At 62.4% G+C, this 19448-nt stretch carries 20 protein-coding genes; 7 read left to right on the forward strand and 13 right to left on the reverse strand.

Annotated features, from left to right (window positions below; genetic code table 11):
* Positions 1–63: 63 nt before the first annotated feature.
* The 5 genes from VHE12_03705 to VHE12_03725 form a co-directional block, all read right to left on the reverse strand.
* Positions 64–804, reverse strand: coding sequence for a hypothetical protein (locus VHE12_03705; protein ID HVZ79888.1), 741 nt, complete (start codon positions 802–804; stop codon positions 64–66).
* A 36-nt stretch (positions 805–840) separates the two neighbouring features.
* The gene (locus tag VHE12_03710) at positions 841–1860 is read right to left on the reverse strand and encodes a hypothetical protein (GenBank protein HVZ79889.1); all 1020 of its coding nucleotides are present in this window, start codon (positions 1858–1860) and stop codon (positions 841–843) included.
* A gap of 114 nt (positions 1861–1974) precedes the next feature.
* Positions 1975–2946, reverse strand: coding sequence for a hypothetical protein (locus VHE12_03715; protein HVZ79890.1), 972 nt, complete (start codon positions 2944–2946; stop codon positions 1975–1977).
* A gap of 87 nt (positions 2947–3033) precedes the next feature.
* Entirely contained in the window at positions 3034–3585 is a 552-nt protein-coding gene (locus VHE12_03720; protein ID HVZ79891.1) for a GNAT family N-acetyltransferase, read from the reverse strand.
* Positions 3586–3670: 85 nt separating this feature from the next.
* On the reverse strand, positions 3671–5578 hold the full coding sequence (locus tag VHE12_03725; protein ID HVZ79892.1) for an acyl-CoA dehydrogenase family protein: 1908 nt from the start codon (positions 5576–5578) through the stop codon (positions 3671–3673).
* 179 nt (positions 5579–5757) lie between these two features.
* On the opposite strand from VHE12_03725, the gene VHE12_03730 reads away from it, so the two are divergent.
* The 3 genes from VHE12_03730 (at position 5758) to VHE12_03740 (ending at position 8446) form a co-directional block, all read left to right on the forward strand.
* Positions 5758–5973: a hypothetical protein gene (locus tag VHE12_03730; GenBank protein HVZ79893.1), complete on the forward strand. Its 216-nt coding sequence runs from the start codon at positions 5758–5760 to the stop codon at positions 5971–5973.
* A 45-nt stretch (positions 5974–6018) separates the two neighbouring features.
* Positions 6019–7899, forward strand: a complete 1881-nt coding sequence (locus tag VHE12_03735) for a tetratricopeptide repeat protein (protein HVZ79894.1) — start codon at positions 6019–6021, stop codon at positions 7897–7899.
* Positions 7900–8056: 157 nt separating this feature from the next.
* Positions 8057–8446: a hypothetical protein gene (locus VHE12_03740; protein HVZ79895.1), complete on the forward strand. Its 390-nt coding sequence runs from the start codon at positions 8057–8059 to the stop codon at positions 8444–8446.
* Between the two features lie 10 nt (positions 8447–8456).
* Here VHE12_03740 and VHE12_03745 read toward each other — a convergent pair whose 3' ends face one another.
* From VHE12_03745 to VHE12_03755, 3 genes are all read right to left on the reverse strand, one after another.
* Positions 8457–8807 (reverse strand): DUF3303 family protein, encoded by a 351-nt coding sequence (locus VHE12_03745; GenBank protein ID HVZ79896.1) that lies wholly within the window; start codon positions 8805–8807, stop codon positions 8457–8459.
* A gap of 311 nt (positions 8808–9118) precedes the next feature.
* Positions 9119–9892, reverse strand: coding sequence for an ABC transporter permease (locus VHE12_03750; GenBank protein ID HVZ79897.1), 774 nt, complete (start codon positions 9890–9892; stop codon positions 9119–9121).
* Positions 9889–10704, reverse strand: a complete 816-nt coding sequence (locus VHE12_03755; protein HVZ79898.1) for an ABC transporter ATP-binding protein — start codon at positions 10702–10704, stop codon at positions 9889–9891. Before VHE12_03755 ends, VHE12_03750 begins: the two co-directional genes overlap by 4 nt.
* Positions 10705–10832: 128 nt before the next feature.
* On the opposite strand from VHE12_03755, the gene VHE12_03760 reads away from it, so the two are divergent.
* The 4 genes from VHE12_03760 to VHE12_03775 all read left to right on the forward strand — a co-directional run bounded on the left by VHE12_03760 (position 10833) and on the right by VHE12_03775 (position 14471).
* Positions 10833–12170 carry a tetratricopeptide repeat protein gene (locus VHE12_03760; GenBank protein ID HVZ79899.1) on the forward strand — a complete coding sequence of 446 codons (1338 nt, stop codon included), beginning with the start codon at positions 10833–10835 and terminating at the stop codon, positions 12168–12170.
* Between the two features lie 66 nt (positions 12171–12236).
* A complete protein-coding gene (gene msrA, locus VHE12_03765) occupies positions 12237–12836 on the forward strand; it encodes a peptide-methionine (S)-S-oxide reductase MsrA (GenBank protein HVZ79900.1) in 600 nt (199 codons plus the stop codon).
* Positions 12837–12897: 61 nt separating this feature from the next.
* On the forward strand, positions 12898–13578 hold the full coding sequence (locus VHE12_03770) for a tetratricopeptide repeat protein (GenBank protein ID HVZ79901.1): 681 nt from the start codon (positions 12898–12900) through the stop codon (positions 13576–13578).
* 86 nt (positions 13579–13664) lie between these two features.
* Entirely contained in the window at positions 13665–14471 is an 807-nt protein-coding gene (locus tag VHE12_03775) for a class III extradiol ring-cleavage dioxygenase (protein ID HVZ79902.1), read from the forward strand.
* Positions 14472–14564: 93 nt separating this feature from the next.
* Here VHE12_03775 and VHE12_03780 read toward each other — a convergent pair whose 3' ends face one another.
* The 5 genes from VHE12_03780 to VHE12_03800 are packed head-to-tail and all read right to left on the reverse strand — an operon-like array spanning position 14565 to position 19336.
* On the reverse strand, positions 14565–16181 hold the full coding sequence (locus tag VHE12_03780; GenBank protein ID HVZ79903.1) for a DHA2 family efflux MFS transporter permease subunit: 1617 nt from the start codon (positions 16179–16181) through the stop codon (positions 14565–14567).
* A 26-nt stretch (positions 16182–16207) separates the two neighbouring features.
* Positions 16208–16519, reverse strand: a complete 312-nt coding sequence (locus VHE12_03785) for an antibiotic biosynthesis monooxygenase family protein (GenBank protein ID HVZ79904.1) — start codon at positions 16517–16519, stop codon at positions 16208–16210.
* A gap of 16 nt (positions 16520–16535) precedes the next feature.
* Positions 16536–17420, reverse strand: a complete 885-nt coding sequence (locus VHE12_03790) for an HlyD family secretion protein (GenBank protein ID HVZ79905.1) — start codon at positions 17418–17420, stop codon at positions 16536–16538.
* Complete coding sequence (locus VHE12_03795) at positions 17413–18807, reverse strand: TolC family protein (protein ID HVZ79906.1); 1395 nt, start codon at positions 18805–18807, stop codon at positions 17413–17415. Before VHE12_03795 ends, VHE12_03790 begins: the two co-directional genes overlap by 8 nt.
* 43 nt (positions 18808–18850) lie before the next feature.
* On the reverse strand, positions 18851–19336 hold the full coding sequence (locus tag VHE12_03800; protein HVZ79907.1) for a MarR family transcriptional regulator: 486 nt from the start codon (positions 19334–19336) through the stop codon (positions 18851–18853).
* Positions 19337–19448 lie beyond the last annotated feature (112 nt).

Genomic DNA, 19448 nt, shown 5'->3' on the forward strand with positions numbered 1-19448 from the left:
AAGGAAGAACGACCGGGGATAAAAGACAGCCCAGGCGGCGACCCCGGGCCGGTACCTATCCCCTCAGGGCAAGGTGAGCCGAACGGTTCTCTCGTCCCGGGCGTAAAAATAACCCCCCACCGTAATGGAGGCATTGGAAACCGTCGCGGTCCGGTTTTCCACCTGTCCGGTGACGTCGTAGGAAGCGCCGCTTCCGCCGCCATAAGCGTTGCTAACACCCGAGTTGGGGACGGCCAAGGGGGAGTTCACGTCCGGCCCCATTAAAAAGGTATCCACTGCCCCGGGGCTCCGCTCATAGACTTCCACCAGATCGTAAGATCCCTCATGGTCCCAACTGACCTGCGTCACCGAGCCGTCCGTATCGGCCGACAGGGTAATATTGCCGCCCGGGGCGATCAGGGTCGCGGCGGCGGTCTTTCCCTGGGCCGTCGTCGTCAGGATGTAGGTTTGGTTGGCCTCATAATTAAGGCCCGTGTTCTCGTAATCCCCCAGGACCAGGGAACCGAAAGTGACCGGATGTTGGTAGGTCAAGGCGACAGGGGCCCCCGTAAAGGTGCCCGCCAGGCTCACCGCGGCGTCGGTGACCGGTTGCCCGCCGACATTGACATATACGAAAGCCAATACGGATTGGACGTTGCTGATGTTGGTGAAATGGTCGAGGGTGGGATAACCCCAGAGGATGGAAACGGTCGGGGTGGGGGTGGGACCGGACGGCGAAGAGGGCGAGGACCCGCAACCGGGGCCGGATAATAGGATCACCCCCGCCGATAAAAGCACGCACCCGAGGATAAAGAGCTTCTTCATGGTCTTTTCCTTCCTTTCAAGTCCCCGCCCAGATCCTCAGCTACCCGGCGACTGCCAAACATCGTTCTTGAACAGGCCGTCATAACCCCCGATCAACCACATCCGGTCGTTGAATTCCAACATGGTCTGTCCATAGCGGGGGCTGAAGGAGGCCGAGGAGGTGGCGGGGGTCCAAGTCACCCCATCGGTGGAGGAATAAACGTCGTTCAGGGAACTGCTCGTCCCATAACCTCCCGCGATCCACATTTTCCCGTTGTGGACCACCGCTCCCATGTCCGAACGGGCCGCGAAGGCCGCCGAGGCCGTAACTTGGGTCCAGGTCACCCCGTCCAGGGAGGACCAGACGTCGTTCACAACGCCCGTCCCGGAGAGGATCCCGCCGATCACCCACATCTTGTTGTTGTAGACCAGGGCCGAAAGATCGGCCCTCTGCCCGAAGCCCGCGACGGTCGTAGCCTGGGTCCAAGTGGCGCCATCGGTGGAGTACCATGCATCGCTCTTGAAGGACCCCGTCGTGCCCCCGATCACCCACATTTTTCCGTTATAAACCAAGGCGCCAAAACCATCCCGGGCCGTAAAAGGGGTCGTGACGGTCACAGGTGTCCAGTTGGCCCCGTCGGTGGAGGTATAAACATCGTTCTGGAACGTCGAGGTATCCTCGCCCCCGAGCAACCAAAGCTTGTTGTTGTAGTTGAGGACCGCGAATTTATGCCGCGCGGTGAAGGCCGGGGAGGCGTTGGCCAGGACCCAATTGATGCCGTCGGACGAATAATAGACGCTGTTCGTGAGGGTCCCGGTCTGGCCCGCGATCACCCACATCTTGTTGTTGTAAACGACCGAAGCTTGTTCGGAACGGGCGGAGAAGGCGGCGTTCAAGGTGGTGAAATACCAATCCTGCCCCTCGGTACCGACGGGCGTGGCCGTGGGGTTGAGGTAATAGGTATTGTTGGTGACGGGGCCCGCCGTATTCCCACCGCAACCTTGGATGGAGATCCCCGCGATGGATGCTAGCGAGGCCAGCAGTAGTCCGGTCCAACCCGCTTTTTTGAGACCCACCATGTTCTCCACCCCCGTTCGGTTTTGAGGTGGATTTTGTGTGTGAATCTCCGGGGTCGATAGACCCCTTTTGGTGTAATTCGGCGGAAATGGACGGGAAGGTTAAAGGAGGACCTACGGTTTTTTCTTGGTGGCCCGGGGGCGGAGCTCTTCGGGATGGTGACGAAGGTAGTCCACCAGGTAGCGCCGCCTTTGCCGGTTGCGACCCTCCTCGGTCCGGTCGGTGGGGCCCTTGGACCCCAGCAGGTCCGGATCGGCCTTTTTGACCTTCAGATAGACCGATTGCCAACGCTTCTTCACGGTCCAGGGCGAAAGGTCCAGGCTCCTCGCCAATTCCTCGTCGGTCTTTCCCTCTAGGGCCCCTACCAGCATCTCCTGTTCGCTGGGCGCCAGGAAGAAGCGGGGCGGGACGGCCTTGGCCTGGAACATGGCGGCCGCCGTGCCCGGTTGGTCCTTCATTTCCTCCGGGCGGAAACCGACGAGCGCTGGACGGTCCTTCTTCGGGACCCCCGCCAGGGAACGCTTCCAGCGGGCGCCCTGGTAGTCGTGCCGCAAGGTCGAGCCAGCGCCCAGCACGAACGCCAGGAGTTCCGGCCCGAAGACCTCCTGCAGGTATTCCTTGGCCTTGTAGCCCGCGTGCTGGTGGATGAACCGTTCGGTCTGGAGCAATTGGGCCCGCTGGACGTCCTCGGGAGGGACGTTCGAGTTCCATCCATAATGAAGGACCATCAGGTTCAAGCCGGGTCCCGCGTTGGCCTGGGCCACTTCGTCCTTGGAAAGATAGGGCCGGTCCCCCTTTTCCCACTGGTCCAGGAAAGCCCGGGACAAGAAAGGCTGCCCTTTCAAGGCCCGCTGGGCGAAAGCGTCGGTCACGAAGACCGACATGCCGAAGCCGATCAGCCGTTCCCCGGGCCGGCGGCGTCTGTCCTCAACGGCCACCGTGATCCAGTTCCCCGAACGCGACAATTCTTCCCATAAGGAAAGGAGCTTCCGGCGTCGGGGCCCGTCGAAGGCGAATCCTTCACGCAAATAGGAAAGACAGGTCTCCAGGTCCTGGAGACCAATGGGGCGGTGGGTGAAGGCCATGGGGTTCCTATCCGAAAACTGGGGTGGCGGACTTATTGTGGCGGGAGGCGCGGAGGAAAATCCAGGTAAAGGGCGCCTTATTTCGGCTTAATGATGGCTCAGGTCGGGCCAGCGATAGGCGACCAGGTCGATGCGGTGCGCGCCGACCTGCAGGGTCTTGACCCCCGGTTCCAGCTTCCCGCCCATTTCCTCATAGAATTTCCGGTAGTGGCTTTCCGACAGCACCCAGACCACCATGGACCTCATGCCCGCCAATAGGAGGCTTTCCACCGCCGCCTCAAAGAGCATCTTGCCGATGCCCTTCTTCTGGAACTCCGGGAGGATATAGATGGCGTAGAGTTCCCCCACCCCGTTCTCCGGGTGGCTGCGTTCCTTGCCGCCGTCGCAAAAGCCCACCAGACGCCCTGAGGGTGATTGGGCCACATAGAAGAAATACTTGAACTCACCCACCGGGCCCGGTTGGAGGCTGTCCCGGAAGATCTGGGCGGCCGCGCCAGCGGTCATTCCCTTGACGAAGGGTTCGGGGGCCACGCCCTGGTAGGTGGCCTTCCAGGCCTCCTCATAAACGCGGGAGATCTCGTCGATATCGTCGGTCGTTCCGGGTCGGATACGCAAAAGGCCCTCGATCATGGCTCTCATAAGCCCGGCAAGATAAGGGACCTGTTCGGGGCCCCTGTGAACGCCATTTAAACAGGGTGTTAAACATCGGCCTTTCGGCCGGGGACTAATTCCGGGCTCTGGCCTTCTTTCCCTGGAATCCCATCCCATCGTCCACCACGATCCCCTTCTCCAGCCACTCATAGCCGCCATCCATGGCCTTGTCGGCCGCGGCCTTTTCCTTCAGGTCGTTGTTCCAGCAGACCCCGACGAAATACTGGTAAATGCGGACCTGGGCCTCCCGGCAGAAAAGGTCGGCCATTTCCAGAGGACCCCGATCCGCCGGATTTTCCTTGAGCAGGGCCGTCGCTTTCGCGCAGGAAGCCGCCATGGCGAAAAGCTCGGTCCCGATCTCCACCAGGCGGGCCAGGATCATCTGGCGGCGTTCCAGTTTCGGCCCGAACTTGACCATCTGATGGAAGAGGGTGCGGGCCAGCTTGCGGGAGGCCCGGTCCACGAAACGCATATGGGTCCCCAGAGCCCCATAACCCATATAGAAAGGCCAGCAGCCCGTCGGGATCCAAAGCCTCAGATACCAGAAAGGATAGAAAAGGGCGCTCTTCACCAGGGCCGACAGTTTCTCGGCCACGGGCGCCTTCGGGTTCAGGATAGCCATAGCCAGGCGCATATGCTTGTCCAGGGCCTCCCGGGCGATGAAGAGATGCTGGATCTCGTCGGTCCCCTCGATGATGCGGTTGATGCGGGCATCGCGCATCATGCGTTCCACCGCGTAGCCCTTTTCGCCCCGGCCCCGGAGCGACCGGGCGGTCTCGTAACCCCTCCCGCCCCGAAGCTGCATCAGGTCGTCGATGATCCGCCAGGAGGCCACGCTGCAGAAGAGCTTGGCCATGGCCGCTTCCAGCCGGATGTCCGCTCCGCCCTTGTCCACCAGGGCCGAGGTGTAATAGGTCATGGCTTCCTGGGCGAAGGAGGAGGCGGCCATGTTGCCGATCTTGACGGCGCCCGCCTCGTGCTTGCCGATGGGCTGGCCCCACTGGACCCGCTCCTTGCCCCAGTTGCGGGCGATCTGGAGCGCCTGTTTGCTCATGCCCGCCGAGGCGGCGGGAAGGGTCAGGCGACCGGTGTTGAGGGTGATGAGGGCCAGTTTCAATCCCTGGCCCTCGCCCCAAAGGATGTTCTCTTTCGGAACGGTCACGTTCTTGAAATTGATGACGCCGTTCTGGATGGCGCGGATGCCCATGAAGTCGCAGCGGTGGGCGTATTCGATGCCCTTGGCCCCCTTCTCCACGATGAAGGCGGTGATCTGCTTCTTTTCCTTGCCGTTCACCGTCTTGGGCGGGGTGCGGGCCATGACCACCATGACGTCGGCCACCAGGCCGTTGGTGCACCAAAGCTTGGAGCCGTTGATCGTCCAGGTCTTCCCGTCGGCGGAAGGGACGGCGGTCGTGGTCATTTGGGCGGGATCGGACCCGACCCCGGGCTCGGTCAAAGCGAAGGCAGAGATGGCGCCCTTGGCGAACTTGGGGAAGTATTTCTTCTTCTGTTCGGCGCTACCGAAGAGCTTCAAGGGCTGGGGCACGCCGATGGATTGGTGGGCCGAGAGCCACACCGCCGTGGAGCCGCAATAGGAGGCCACCAGGGCCACCGCCCGGTTGTAGTTGATCTGGGAGAGCCCCAGGCCGCCGTACTCCTTGGGGATCTTCATCCCCCAACAACCGAGCTTTGCCAGCCCGTCGACCACCTTCTTGGGCAGGTCCCCCGTGCGGTCCACTTCGTCCGGGTCCAGGTTGGCCTTGAGGAAGGCCTCCAATCGTCCCAGGAACTCGTCGCCAATGGCCTTGTCCTTCGGGTCCTGCAGGGGATAGGGATCGATGAGGTCGGTGCGGAAATGTCCCATGAAGAGCTCGGCCACGAAAGAGGGTTTGGTCCATTCGGTCTCCCGGGCCCCCTCGGCCACATCCAGGGATTCCTTCTCTTTTTCGGACAGGTGTTTCGCGGTCTCGGTGACGCTCATGATGGCTTCCTTTATAAGGTGGTGATGGAACGTCCGGTGGGCCTATTTTAACCCCGCCGGTCCTAAAACCCCTAGGACCCCAAGATGACCGGAGGACGCCTCCGGGACCATGACCCGGGTCAAGGAGGGGTTCAAAAGAATGGTTCCCAAGCCCTCCGGACCGGGCTTAGAATGACCCCATGAATTCCTTCGCCCAACCGGAAGAAGCCAACTCCTATGAGTTCCCCGAGTTCCCGAAACCCGCGGATCAGGTGACCGAATACGCCAACGTCGAGGGCGCGGTGGATTACCAATTCAAGGATATGGCCACCCAGGAACCCTATGTCGTGACCAACGACACGCCGACGGTCTATCCTGCCGTTTTCCAGGACTTCAAGCAGATCCTCCAAGGTTAAACCCCCTCTTCCGCGAGCCACCCCCTTTTGAAGGATGGTTCCCCTTTGTTCAAAAGATCCTTCGGTCTTTGGGCCTTTCCCCTCGGCTCCCTTTTCCTGCTGGCCTTCCTTTACGCTTTCCACCGGAATTTCGACTTCGACCTGGGCTACCACCTTCGGGCGGGCCAATGGATCCTCGAGAACCATGCCTTCCCCCGGACCGACCGCTTCACCTTCGGGGCGGAAGGCCATCCCTACCTGGATCTCCATTGGCTTTACCAGGTCCTCTGCTTCCTTCTCTATAAGGCGGGAAGTTACCCCCTGATCTCCCTGATGCACTTGGGCGCGGTCCTCACCGCCTTCGGCCTGACGGCCTACCGGGTCCTGGACCGTACCCGTCCTTGGGCCGCCCTTGCGCTGCTGACCCCCGCGTTGGTGGCGGTCGAGCTCCGCTTTTTGGAACGCCCCGAGGTCCTCTCCTGGGTCCTGCTGCTCGTGACCCTCCAGGTGCTGGACCTGCGCCTGGAGAAGGGGCGGAACCTTCTTTTTCTCCTCCCCCTGCTCCAGCTCCTCTGGGTCAATCTCGAGGGGCTCTTCATCCTGGGTTGGGCGGCCATGGGGGCCTACCTGCTGACCAACTGGTTCCATTACAAGCGGGTGGACCGTTCCCTTCTGAAATGGGGCGCCCTCTCGGTCGCCGCGGACTTCCTGAACCCCTATTTCCTCAAGGGCGTCCTGTTCCCCTGGCTCCTCTTCACCCGTTTCCAGTCCTCCAACATCTTCAAGCATTACATCTCCGAGTTCCAATCACCTTGGACCGTCCGGGAAGCCGCCATGGATCCTTTCCGGCCGGACCTGCCCATTTTCACCTACCGGGTGCTGGCGATCCTGTTGGTCGCTCTCATCGGCCTGACCTGGCGTCGCCGGAAATTCCACGAGTTGGCGCTGACCCTGGCCTTCTTCGGGCTCTCGGTGGCGGCCATCCGCAACGTCCCCCTCTTTTTCTGGGCGGTCCTTCCCATCGCGGCACGGGCCTTGGAGGAAGGGTTGGGCGCCTGGAAGGGTCTTGCCGCCTGGGCGGACCGGCTGTCGAGGAGCCGTCCGGCGGCCGCCGGAACCGCCTTGGCCCTTCTGTTGACCTGCGCCCGGGTGGCGACCGGCGCCTATTACGTCTCGGACCGCCGCATCACCCATCCCGGGCTGGGACTGGAATCCTCCCGCTATCCCATCCAAGCATCCCGCTACCTGACGGATCACCATTTCAACGGGAAACTCCTGAACGACCTTTCCTATGGGGGTTGGCTGGATTGGCAGGGGCCGGTACGGCCCCTTTTGGACGGACGCCTGGAGGTGATGGGCGAGGACCTCTTCACCCAATACCGCGACAGTTTCTACAACGGGGGCTTAAAGACGCTGTTGGACCATTGGGACATCCAGGCCGTCCTATTGAATCCCATGATGGACATGGAATGGGTCTCCCAATTGAAGGGACTTCCCGGTTGGCGCCTCCAGTATTTCGACGAGGACACGGCCCTTTGGGCCCGGGCCGATGTCCTGATGGATGTTGCCCCGACCACATTCCAGGACCTCCTGGCCTCGGAGGGATTGAAGGATCCGCCGCCCGACGCCTGGGCCCTGGACTTGGCCAAAACCCCGTCCCATCCCTTGGGCGATTGGCTGGAGGGCTTCGTCCGTCACCAGGATTACCCGATGGGCCTCTTCCGTTGTGGCGCCTTCGCCTACGGGCAGAGCGACCTGAACGCGGCCCGTTCCTTCTTTGTGGAGGCCCTGCGGCGTTCCCGGGGGAAATATTTCGAACTCTTCTTCAACCTGGGTGTGACCTATGAAAAAGGCGGGGCCAAGGAACAGGCCCGTGCCTGTTTTGAAAAAGCATTGGAGTTGAACCCGCGCCACGACGCGGCCAAGCAACGGCTGGCCGCGCTTTGATCCCCTAAAAATCCTTCCCATTCCTGGATTTTTCCGAGCACCTCGAACGCCCTTGCTCCTTTCCTTGACTTTACCTGTTGGTGGCCGAAAGATTGCCTGGACGCGGGGGAAAAAGACCCTGTGTTCATCGCTCTTATCGCGGGACCGAAGGACGCCTATGCCTTATCGAACCAAAGCTGAAAAAAGGAACGACCACCTTTATTTCGGGATCGAAGGGGATTTCGAAGTGGGAGGTCTCGGGGCCGTCCTTGATGAACTTATCAACGAAGTAGCCGCGGTCAAGGCCGAACGGGTCCTGATCGACGTCCGGGAGGTCATGGGAGCGCCCGACATTTGGGAGCGGTTCCAGTTCGCCACCCTCTTCGCCACCCGTTATCTGGCGGCCCGGGCCAAGGATTCCATCCCGCCCAGCCACTTCGCACTCCTCGGGCAGGAGCCCCTCCTGGACCCGAAACGCTTCGGGGAAAAGGTGGCCCAGAACCGGGGCCTCTCGGTCCGCGTTTTTCTCACCGAGCCCGAAGCCCTGGAATGGCTCCGGTCCGCCTGAAGTTTCCCGTCTAGACCCGCACCTCGTCGTGGGGGATCCCGAAAGCCTTGCCTTTCGTGGGATCTTCGCGTTGGATCTCCTGAAAGAGCGAACCGATCTGTCCTAGCGAGACCACCGGGTGGACCTGCAAAGCCACCCGGTCCAGGTCGAAGAACGAGGAGAGGACCTCTTCGACCTGCGCCTGGTTCTCCCCTTCCATAACCAGGAACCCTCCCCGGTCGTCCGCAAAAAGTCCCCCATCCAATAGCAGGCCCGTGGCCCGGAGGGCCTGGAAACGCTCCAGGGCCTGGGACAGGTCATCGCGGCAATGCCGTTCATATAAGAAGCCATCAAGATCGGGGATATGGATCAAGAACCGCACGGGAACCTCCGAAAGGGAACGAGAATTGGGAGGTTTTGGCAGAAACCGGAAGGATCGGTTGGAAGAGCGGGGCAGCGCCTTTTGAGGACTTCCCAAGGTGCATAAAGGATGCCCGGACGGCCTTCCAAGCATCGAACCGGGCAACCCGAGAGTTTAAAGTTAATCCTGGGCGGGGACTTTTTCCCGAAAGAGCGGGCCTCGCTTTCTTCTGACAGGACGCCTCGCATTTAATCGTTAAAAAATGGCCTTGGTTCCCGTAAGACTTCTGGGGCCCTGTCGGTTTTTTGAAGTCGAATCGCCCAAAAGATGGCCTATTTCACCAAGCGGCGGGTCATGGCCCGCCGCGCCACCCAGACCATCACGACCAACCACAGCGCGAGCAACGGGAAAGCGATGGGCGCCAACGGGAGCCCCAGGGTGAGGGAGCGCAGGATGGAATTGACCGAAGTGAGCGGGAAGAACCAGGCGACCTTCTGGAGGTAGGACGGCAGGGTCTCGATCGGGTAGAAGACCCCGCAAAAAAGGAACATGGGGAAGATGAGCAGGTACTGCGGGTAGGAAAGCTGGTCGATGGACTGGGAATAACCCGCCGAAGCCAGGCCCATGGCGGAGAAGAGGAAGGACGAAGCGAAGCTCACGGGCAGGATGGTCAAAAGACAAGCGGGATGGAAATCCCCCGTGAGGACCCCGATCAAGGCCACCACCTCGGCGGCGACAGTGGCCTTGGTGGAGTCCCAGAGCAGTTCCCCCCAGAGGACCTCGGAGAGGGTGATGGGCGTGATGGCGATGGCCTGGAAGATCTTCTGGTAATACATCCGCACGAAGGCCCCATAGGAGCCCTCGAAGTATCCCTGGAACAGGACCGTCTGGGCGATGATTCCCGAGAAGATGAAGCTCCGGTAGCTCAAGTGGAGGCCTTCGGTGGTGATGGAACCTACCAGGGCCCCCAGCCCTAGGCCGAAGGAGAGCAGATAGAAGATGGGCTCCAGGAAAGTGGTCAATAGATAGTAAAGGATGCCCTTGAGGAAAGCCGCGTAGTAGCGCTTCCACACGCACCAGATGCCCCAGAAGCTGTCCCCGATCATAGCCCCTCCACCCCAAGGCGGCTGCCGGTGAGTTTCAGGTAGACGTCCTCCAGGTTGGGCCGCCTTTTCCAGGTCACCCCAGGACGGACCTCCTCCTCCACTTCCTCCCGGCCGATATGCCGGGCGATGAGCTTTTCCGGGGAATCCACATCGAGGATCTTCCCCTGGGCGAGGATGGCCACCCGGTCACAGAGCCGTTCCGCCTCGTCCATGTAATGGGTGCAGAGAAGGATGGCGGTCCCCTTGCCCCGGGCTTCCACCAGCACCTCCCAGAGCATCCGCCGCACGTCCGGATCCAGCCCCGTGGTGGGTTCGTCCAGGATGAGCACCTTCGGGTCGGAGATCAGGGCCCGGGCCACCTGCAGGCGGCGCTTCATGCCGCCGGACAGGGCCTCCACGTTCTCCTTGGACTTCTCCGCCAGGCCGAACTTTTCCATCAGTTCCTTCGCCCGGCGCTTCCTTTCCGCCGGGGGGATATGGAAATAACCCGCGTGGAGGGCCAACTGGTCCAAAGCCGAAAAATCACTGTCCAGGGTCTCTTCCTGGTTGCAGACGCCCAATTGCCGCCGGGCCTCCTTGGGGTGCCGGTGGACGTCCCGGCCATCGATGAGGACCTGGCCCGAGGTGGGGGGATAGAAGCCCGAAATGCACTGGATGGTGGTGGACTTGCCCGCGCCGTTGGGGCCCAACAAGCCGAAACATTCCCCCGGGGCCACGGAAAAGGAAATGCCGCGGACCGCCTCCACGGGGCCCCCGCCCCGGCGGGGGACATAGCTTTTCATCAGTTGGATGACTTCCAAGGGCTGGGACATGGTGCGATTATAGGAGAGCCAAGCCCTGAAAATCCGCCAACGGCGCCCTTTTTACCCCGGAGCGTTCGACCCTTGGGCGGCGTCTAAACTCCGAAGATGTGATGACACCCTGGTTCGAGGAAAAGACCATGAGAAATCTATCCTTATTGATCGCCCTTCTTCTCTCGGGCGCACCCTCCCTTTTCGCCGCCACTTCGGCCGAACTTCGACAGATGGGGGACGCCTTGATGCAGCAGGATCTTTACGCCAAGGCCGCTGAATATTACCAACGGGCCACCCAGGCCGACCCGAAGGATTGGAAGGCCTATGAGGCGTTGGGCAACGCCTACCTGAAATCCGGTGACCGGGCCAAGGCCCTGGAGGCTTATGAAAGATCCCTGGAGATCCATCCGGACGATCCGACCCTTAGGAACCTGGTGGACCAGTTAAGATCCGACGGGACTTCCACCGCCGCCGTGACCGCGCCCCTACCCGCCGGAGCGGAGGACGACCAGTGGGAGACCGCCCAGCCCGTGACCGTGAACCGCGCCCCCGCCGACAGCCAAGCCACCCCCTATGTGACCGAAAGGACCGTGGTGGTCGAAAAACCCCGCCCTCAGCCCCGTCCGACCCCCGTGGTCTACAATGACGGCCTGGCCGCCATCGACCATGCCCGGGCTTGGGTCCAGTTCTCGCTCGGCTACGCCAACGCCAAGAACGGGGACCTGGGTGGGAGCGCCAATGCCTGGAACCAGGACATCAATGACAGCGGTTGGACCGGCTCCGCCACCAGCCCCAACGACGCCATCGAATCCGGCGGTCAGTTGGGTTTCCTCCTGAGCCCCAACAGCGGCATCGCCATCGGCCTCAAGTACATGCAGCTTTCCGACTACCGCCTGAACGTGAATTACCAGAACGGCCCTTCCGCCGTGACCACCACCGGGGGACCGGTCACCTACTCGGACGGCACGACCGTCATCTACGACTCGGACTACGACCAAACGACCCTGACCCCCATCGTCATCCCCTTGACCCTGGATTATTACCTCTTCCTGCCCGACTCCTCGGGCCGCTTCTTCCTCTCCGGGGGGGTGGGCTGGTACTTCGGGACCGTCCATGTGGAGCGCAGCTACAGCGACGTCATCTATGAAAGCGACCCCAACGCCTACGATCAATGGTCCGGGGACCTGCACGGGAACGGTCCCGGTTTCCAGGCCCGCATCGGCCGGGAGTTCCAAGTGGCCCCCCGGATCGGCTTGACCGTCTACGTGGGCGGCCAATACGCCAAGATCACCCAATTCACGGGGACCTTGGATTCCCCCTACGGCTATAGCGCCAACGTGGGGCTGGCGGTCGAACCGACCCTCAACAACCGCGTCTTCGTGGAGGACCAGACCCAGATCGGCGGGGCCAACAACAACGGGTACGCCACACTGGATTTCACCGCGATCGAGGCCGGTCTGGCCGTGAACTTCTACAGTTTCTGACCCAAGACGTAACCGGGAGCCCGGGGCCGGCGTAATGGCGGAAGGACCCATTGAAAGGAGCCCCCCATGAACCCCAAGACCCTGCTTCCCCTTTGCGTCGTCCTGGCCCTCGGGCTTTCCGCCCGGGCCCAAGCCGCTCCCAAGACCCGCGTCGCCACCTTCGCCGGGGGATGCTTCTGGTGCATGACCCCGCCTTTCGAGAAGCTGGACGGGGTGCTCAAGGTCGTGGCTGGTTACACCGACGGCCAGGGGCCAAACCCGACCTACGAGGATTACGGGGACAAAGGCTACACCGAAGGGATCCAGGTCACCTATGACCCTAAGAAGATCACCTATTCCCAACTGGTGGACGTCTTTTGGCGGCAGATCAACCCCACGGACCCCAATGGGCAATTCGTGGACCGGGGGCCCCATTATCGCGCCGCCATCTTCTATCATGACGCCATGCAAAAGCAGGTCGCCGAGAGGTCGCGCCGGGACTTGGACAGGTCGGGCCGCTATGACAAGCCCATCGTGGTGCCCATCAAGCCTTACGTGAACTTCTTCCCCGCGGAGGATTACCATCAGGACTACTACAAGAAGAATCCCCTGCACTACGAGCTCTACCACAGCCATTCGGGCCGGGACGAATATCTGGACAAGGTCTGGGGCGCCAGCAAGCACTGAGCCCCTTCGGTCTCCCGGCCCCTTCCCATGGGCCGTCCTTTTCTTTTCGTTCCTGATCGCCTTGTCTTGCCCCTCCCACGCCGCCCTCCTGGCCGAGGAAACTCCCGTCTTTTCGCCGGAGGACCAGCGTCTTTTCGACCGCACCCTCCTGGACGCCCAACGGGGGGACCCGGCCGCCATGGGGGACCTGGGCCTTCTTTATGAGAAGGGCCAAGGCTGCCGGAAGAACCTGGACAAGGCGTTCTCCTGGTTCAAGAAAGGCGCCCAAAAAGGGGACGCCGCCTCCGAGAACAACCTGGGCTTCCTTTATTTCCGCGGGATCGGCGTGAAGGAGGATGGCAGGGAGGCCTATCGCTGGTTCAAAAAGGCCGCCGACCAGGGATTGGCTTCCGCCCAGTCGAACCTGGGGCTCCTTTTCGCCCGGGGCGGCGGCGTGCCGAAGGATCTTTCGATCGCCTTCGGCTGGTTCCAGAAAGCGGCGGAGCAGGATGACCTGGACGCGGAGGTCAACCTGGCCCAAATGTTCTCCCTCGGCGAGGGATGCACCAAGGACCTGGTGGCTTCTTATCAATGGTTCCTCATCGCCCTGGACCACGAGGAACTGGAAGGGGGGCGCAAGGAGGAACTGCGCGACGATCTGGCCTGGCTGGAGAAGCACATGACCGGGGACCAGGTCCAGCAAGCCAAAAAGAAGGCGAAGGATTGGATGAAAGCCAAAGCCGCCAAGGACGATGCTCCTTGAGGGCGTTTCACGCCGGTAACCCGAATAGGTGTCCCGCTCGCAGGAACCCATACCTGTTCCGCTCAAAAAAACCTTAAGCTGTCCCCATGAGCTCTCCTTATCCCATCGGATTCGTCGGGCATGGCGCTCCCACCCTCGGGTTGGAAAAAGAAGGCCCCGCCGTGGAGGCCTGGCGCACCTGGGGCAAGTCGCTCCTGGAGCGGCACGGGCCCCCCAAGGGGGTCCTGATGCTTTCGGCCCATTGGCTGGACCGTGCCACGCACTTCGGGCCCACCCGCCCCTCGGGTCTCATCTATGATTTTTACGGTTTCCCGGACGAACTCTACCACGTGGCTTACGCCGCGCCCCCGGCACCGGACCTGGGCCAAAGGGTCAAGGATCTTCTTCACCAGGCCGGCCTCAGGGCCATCGAGAGCCCGACCCGGGGCCTGGATCACGGGGCCTGGGTGCCCCTGCTCCATCTGTTCCCCAAGGCCGACGTCCCCGTTCTGCAGGTATCGCTCTCGACCCGCGTCCCCATGAAGGAACATCTGGTGTTGGGAGCCGCCTTGGCCCCCTTAAGCGCGGAAGGTCATTTCATCCTGGGCAGCGGGAACATCACCCACAACCTGAGGGCGGTGGATTTCGGGAACCGTTACGGGGACCCTTGGGATTGGGCCAAGGATTTCGACGAATGGGCCGCCGGGCGCCTGGACGCGCTCGACCTGGAAGGCCTGGCCCTCTGGCAGAAGGAGGCGCCCGAGCCGCACCGCGCCCAACCCACCGACGACCACTTCACGCCGCTCCTGGCGGCCCTTTCGGCGGCGAAGACCGCCGGCCTCGGGACCGTCCGCTATCCCCACCAGGGCTTCGAATACGGGACCCTCTCCATGCGCTCCGTGGAATTCACCTAAGACCCTTAACGGATCCTTTTCACCTGGAAGACGCGAAGAGGACCAAATTGCTCGATAGGGCTTTTGGAGGACTGTACCGACTCCGGGCCGGTCTTAATGACCGTCGGTGGGCTTTCCCATGAAAGAGGGCCGTTTCATGAAGAAGATGGGGATGCCCGCCACCAGGAAGCCGATCACCATCACCCAGGCCATCTGGTCGAAGGCCATGACGAAAGCCTGCTTCTTCACCCGGAAATAGGCTTCCTTGATGAGCAGGTTGTCCGGGTGCATCAGGCCCAATTCGTTGCTGAATCGATAGGCCATCCCCTGGGCTTGTTGGGACCATTGCTGGAAGCCGGGGTTGAGCGGGCTGATGTATTGGCGCAGGTGCTCATAGGCGTTGGTGGAGGCTTTGGTGAACATGGTGGAGAGGATGGCGATCCCCAAGCTCCCCCCCAACTGGCGCGACAGGTTCAGGATCCCCGCGGCCTGGCCCAAGGCCGGACCCTGGAAGCCACCCAACACCACGGCGTTCACGGGAATGAAGATGGCGGCCATCCCCAATCCGCGGATGAGCAGCGGCCAGAACATCTGCCAATAGGTGGTCTGGGGGGTGAACCCGGTGAGGAGCAGGAGGGCGAAGTCCACGCAGACCAGCCCATAGATCATGAAGAGCCGCGGGTCCCGTTTCTGGAGCTGGCTGCCGATGATGGGCATCATGAGCCCCGCCACGAAGGCGCCCGGCGTGAAGAGGTTCCCCGTCTGGGTGGCGTCCATGCCCATGATGTTGGTGGCGAAAATGGGCACGAAGAAGATGAGCCCGTAAAGCATGCCCCCCACGCAGGCCATCATGATGGTGCCGTTGATGAGGGCCGGGTTCTTGTAAAGCCGCAGGTCCATGATGGGGTGCTCGTGGGTCAGTTCCCACCAGACGAAGGCCGGCAGGCAGATCCCCGCCACGATCGAAAAGACCAGGATGAGGGGGTTGGCGAACCAGTCGTCGGCCTCGCCCCGTTCCAGGACGAACTGCAGGCAGCCCACGGCCACCACCAGCAGGGTCAGGCCGATCACGTCCACGGGGGCGCTACGCATCTTCTCGTGGGCCGCGGCGTGTTCGCCGTCGGAGGCGTGGTCGGGGATGTAGAGGTAGGCCATGAAGGCGGCCAGCAGGCCCAGGGGAAGGTTGATGTTGAAGATCATCCGCCAGCCAAAATGGTCGGTCAGGTAGCCGCCCAAGGGAGGGCCGATGGTGGGACCGATGATGACCACCATGCCGTAAAGGGCGCTGCCGATCCCCGAGCGGCGGCCGGGGAAGGCCTCCTGGATGAGGGCCTGGGAAGTGGGCAGCAGGGCGCCGCCCGCCGCCCCCTGGACCACGCGGAAGACCACCAGGCTCCAGAGATTGGGGGCCAGGCCGCAGGCCACCGAGGCGGCGATGAAGAGCAGGATGCAGGTGATGTAGTAGTGGCGGCGGCCGAAGCGGGTCCCCAGCCAGCCCGAGATGGGAAGCACGATGGCGTTGGAGATGATGTAACCCGTCACCACCCAGCCGATCTCCTCCAGGGTGGCGCCCAGGTTGCCCATCATGGTGGGGATGGCCACGTTCACGATGGAGGTGTCCACGATCTCCAAAAGGGACGCGAGCCCCGCGGTCAGAACGATGAAGAACGCCGCCCGGGAGATCCCGGGGGAGGCTTCGGCGGGTTGGGCGGCGGCAGCGGCGGCGGACATGGGTCAGCTCCGTGATGGATCGAGGGTCAGTAAGACGACCGTTGAAAAAGGCCCCTGCGGGCGGTGATGTGGTTCTTTTCCCGGAACTCGGCGGGGTCCAACCCTTGGCGTTCGAACTCCTGGGCGGCCTGGTCCCGCGCATTGCGATAGGCCGCCTCATCCCGCCACACGGCGGTGGTGACGAAATCGCTGGCCTCTCCCTGGGTCCTTTCGTAAAGGTGGCCTTCCACGAAGCCGGGAAGGGTCCTCAGGAAGGTCTGCACCCCCCGGGCCCTCTCCAGGAAGGCCTCCCGGGCGGCTGGGGGCACGTTGAACTCATCGATCAGGACGATCTCCATTCTCCCCTCCTTGGGCTCAATGCACCCGGATGGACACGACCGCCGAAAGCCCGGCGGCCAACCGGTCGACGTCCTGTTCGGTCAAGTGGACGAACTTGATGCGCACCGGCAGGCGTTGCACCACCTTGGTGAAGTTCCCGGTCGAATTGTCCGGGGGGAGCAGCGTGAAGGTGGAGCCGGTGGCCGACCCCAGGCTTTCCACCTCGCCCTCGAAGGTCTTCCCCGCGATGGCGTCCACTTCCACCGTGGCCTTCTGGCCTGGCTTGATGCGGGCGATCTGGGTCTCCTTGTAGTTGGCCACCACCCAGCGTTCCCCGGAAGCGACGAACCCGAAGAGGGCCTGCCCCGCCGGGACCACCTGGCCGGGCTCCACCGACTTCTTGGCGATGGTCCCGTCCTCCGGGGCCACGATCTGGGTGTAGCTCAAATTGAGCTTGGCCTGGTCGATCTTGGACTGGTCCGCCTTCAGGCGTGAGGACAGGTTCCGGTAGCGCGCCAGGGAGGCGTCCAATTGCTGCTTGGAGATCGCCTCCTCCTCGTAGAGCTTCTGCATGCGCTGGTAGTCCTGTTGGGCCTGGACCAGTTCGGCCTGGATGGAGGCCTGGTCCGCCAGGGCCTGGTTGTAGGCCGTGGAGTAGTCCTGGTTGTCCAGGGCCGCCAGGGGCTGGCCCGCCTTCACCTTCTCGTTCTCCCGCACCATCACCTGGGTGACCTTGCCGCCGACCCGGGGCGCCAACAGGACCGTATGGGCCTGCACATAGGCGTCATCGGTCCCTTCGTACTTGTAGTTCTTCCAGATGAAATAAGCCGCGATCACCAGGGCGACGGCCCCGAGGGCCCGCAGGATCATCGTCTTCTTTCCATTGCCCGTTCCCGGGGCTTGGGATGTCATCTTAGTCATGGCTCCACCTCTTTCCGGTCACCAGCTCTAGGTTGATCAAGGCTTCCCAGGCGTTCAATTGGGCCTGCACCAATCCGGCGGAGGCGCGGTATTCCTCCAGCTCGGCGTCCAACAGGTCGGTGGTGGTCTTGGTCCCCGCCTTGAACCCCACCGTGGCCAACCGCACGCTCTCCTTGGCCTTGTCCACATCCGTCAATTTCGCCTGGTAGAGGGAAACGTTCGAGATCAGGCGCCTTTTCCAAAGGTCGAAGTCGTAGGGCGCCTGCAGTTGCGCCGCGCGGTAGTCGCTCTTCGCCTGTTCGGCCCGCTCGTGCGCCTCGTTGGCCTTGGCGAGGGAAAGGCCCCCGTCCAGGATGTCCCACTTGAGGGAAGCCCCGACGAAGTAGTCGGTCTGGAAGGAGGTGTAATCGTTGAAATCCAGGTTCCCGAGGATGTAGCCGGGCGTGTTGTACCACTGGTATTGGCCGAAGAGGGACAGTTGGGGGAACCAGAAGGAATCGGCCGACGCGCCCAGATCCTCCGCCCGGACCGATTCCAGCCGGGCCGCCTTGAGTTCCGTCCCCTCCTCATAGTGGTCCGGCAACGCCTTGAGGACCTGGTCACCATTCACCACCGGCAGGGTCCCGGTCAGGGGACGTTCGTCCTTGGCCAGGCCCATGGCGCGGGCCAGGGCCATGCGGGCCAGCACCAGGTTGTCGTGAGCCTCGATCTGCCCTGACTGGGCCTCGGAGAGCTGGACCTCCACCCGCAGGCGGTCGTACTTGGTGGCCTGGCCGTTGTCCAGCTGGTCCTTCACGATGCGCAGGTGCTCGTCGAAGGTCTTCACGTTCTGGTCGGCCATGTCGGAAAGGAGTTGGGAGGCCAGCGCCTTGAAATAGGCCAGCCGCACGCCCTCCTTCAGGCGGAGCAAGGCTTGATCGGACATCAGGGCCGCGGCCTCGTGACGGCGGTCGGCCGCATCCATTTGGTGGAGATTCTTGAACCCGTCGAAGATCGGAAGCCTGGCCGACAGGGTCAGGCTGGTCTCCGGGTAGATGCCGGGGAAGGTGATGGCGCTCGGCGACCCCGGGAACTGCACGCTCAGGGCCGTGTAATTGTCCAGGCTCCCGTTGAAGAGCTCCTGGTTGAAGAAATGCTGCCCTTCGATGGAAAGCTTGGGGAGGAACCCCGAGGAGAGGGCGTCCAATTGCCCCCATCCGGCCTCCCGTTCCTGGGCCAGCGCCTTCCGGTAGTCGGGCGACTCCCCCAGGGCCTCCTGCTCGGCGGCCTCCAGGGTCAACCCCCCGGCGGCCGTAACGGACGCGTCCTGGGCCCGGGCGCCGCCCGCGCCGATCGTGGCTAACGCGAGCAGGGCCACGGCCGCTGATATTTTCCAATGGTCTTTCATGACGGCTCCTTCGTTGCGCCGGGAAAGGCCCCGGCCTTGGGGTTCACGCCTTTTGTGGATAGTAGTGGGAGAGGACCAGGTGCTTGAGGATCCGTACCAGTTCCTTCTGGTCCTTCGAAGGAAGGTCGGCGAAGAACTCCTTCTCGGCGCTGGAGACCAGGTGAAGGCCCTTGGTGAGGGTCTCCCTGCCCTTGGCGGTCACGGAAAGCGAATAGGCCCGGCGGTCCTCCGGGTTGTCCTTTCGCTCCACCAGGCCGAGGCGCTCCAGGTCGTCCACGATCTGCACCATGGTGGTGCGGTCCACGTGGATGCAGTTGCCGATCTCCTGCTGGGGAATGGGGCCTTTTTCCTTGAGCGTGAGCAGCACGCCCAGGTGCTTGCCCATGAGCCCCAGGGGCTCCAGGGTCCTGAGGGCGATCTCGTTCATTTTTTGGGTGGACCGGTTCAGGAGGAACCCCATGCGTTCCAACATGGAATCGGGCACCCGGGCGGGTCCGTCGTTCCAGGTCTTTTTCATCGCGGGGGTCATGGGGGCTCCTTTTGGTCGGGTCAGGTGATAGTCAGTAATACTGATTATCAGATTCGCTGTCAATACCTCCCCGAAATTTTTCCTTCCCGGAGCCCCCGGGGATCCGGGGGAT

The organism is bacterium (genome assembly GCA_035549195.1).
Lineage (GTDB): Bacteria > Oederibacteriota > Muellerivitia > Muellerivitales > Muellerivitaceae > DASZRK01.

Coding starts and splice junctions, on each gene's coding strand:
- VHE12_03775 (HVZ79902.1), top strand. CDS start 13,665: ATGAGCTCTCCTTATCCCATCGGATTCGTCGGGCATGGCGCTCCCACC.
- VHE12_03760 (HVZ79899.1), top strand. CDS start 10,833: ATGAGAAATCTATCCTTATTGATCGCCCTTCTTCTCTCGGGCGCACCC.
- msrA (HVZ79900.1), top strand. CDS start 12,237: ATGAACCCCAAGACCCTGCTTCCCCTTTGCGTCGTCCTGGCCCTCGGG.
- VHE12_03755 (HVZ79898.1), bottom strand. CDS start 10,704: ATGTCCCAGCCCTTGGAAGTCATCCAACTGATGAAAAGCTATGTCCCC.
- VHE12_03800 (HVZ79907.1), bottom strand. CDS start 19,336: ATGACCCCCGCGATGAAAAAGACCTGGAACGACGGACCCGCCCGGGTG.
- VHE12_03790 (HVZ79905.1), bottom strand. CDS start 17,420: ATGACTAAGATGACATCCCAAGCCCCGGGAACGGGCAATGGAAAGAAG.
- VHE12_03750 (HVZ79897.1), bottom strand. CDS start 9,892: ATGATCGGGGACAGCTTCTGGGGCATCTGGTGCGTGTGGAAGCGCTAC.
- VHE12_03720 (HVZ79891.1), bottom strand. CDS start 3,585: ATGAGAGCCATGATCGAGGGCCTTTTGCGTATCCGACCCGGAACGACC.
- VHE12_03780 (HVZ79903.1), bottom strand. CDS start 16,181: ATGTCCGCCGCCGCTGCCGCCGCCCAACCCGCCGAAGCCTCCCCCGGG.
- VHE12_03795 (HVZ79906.1), bottom strand. CDS start 18,807: ATGAAAGACCATTGGAAAATATCAGCGGCCGTGGCCCTGCTCGCGTTA.
- VHE12_03715 (HVZ79890.1), bottom strand. CDS start 2,946: ATGGCCTTCACCCACCGCCCCATTGGTCTCCAGGACCTGGAGACCTGT.
- VHE12_03705 (HVZ79888.1), bottom strand. CDS start 804: ATGAAGAAGCTCTTTATCCTCGGGTGCGTGCTTTTATCGGCGGGGGTG.
- VHE12_03725 (HVZ79892.1), bottom strand. CDS start 5,578: ATGAGCGTCACCGAGACCGCGAAACACCTGTCCGAAAAAGAGAAGGAA.
- VHE12_03785 (HVZ79904.1), bottom strand. CDS start 16,519: ATGGAGATCGTCCTGATCGATGAGTTCAACGTGCCCCCAGCCGCCCGG.
- VHE12_03740 (HVZ79895.1), top strand. CDS start 8,057: ATGCCTTATCGAACCAAAGCTGAAAAAAGGAACGACCACCTTTATTTC.
- VHE12_03730 (HVZ79893.1), top strand. CDS start 5,758: ATGAATTCCTTCGCCCAACCGGAAGAAGCCAACTCCTATGAGTTCCCC.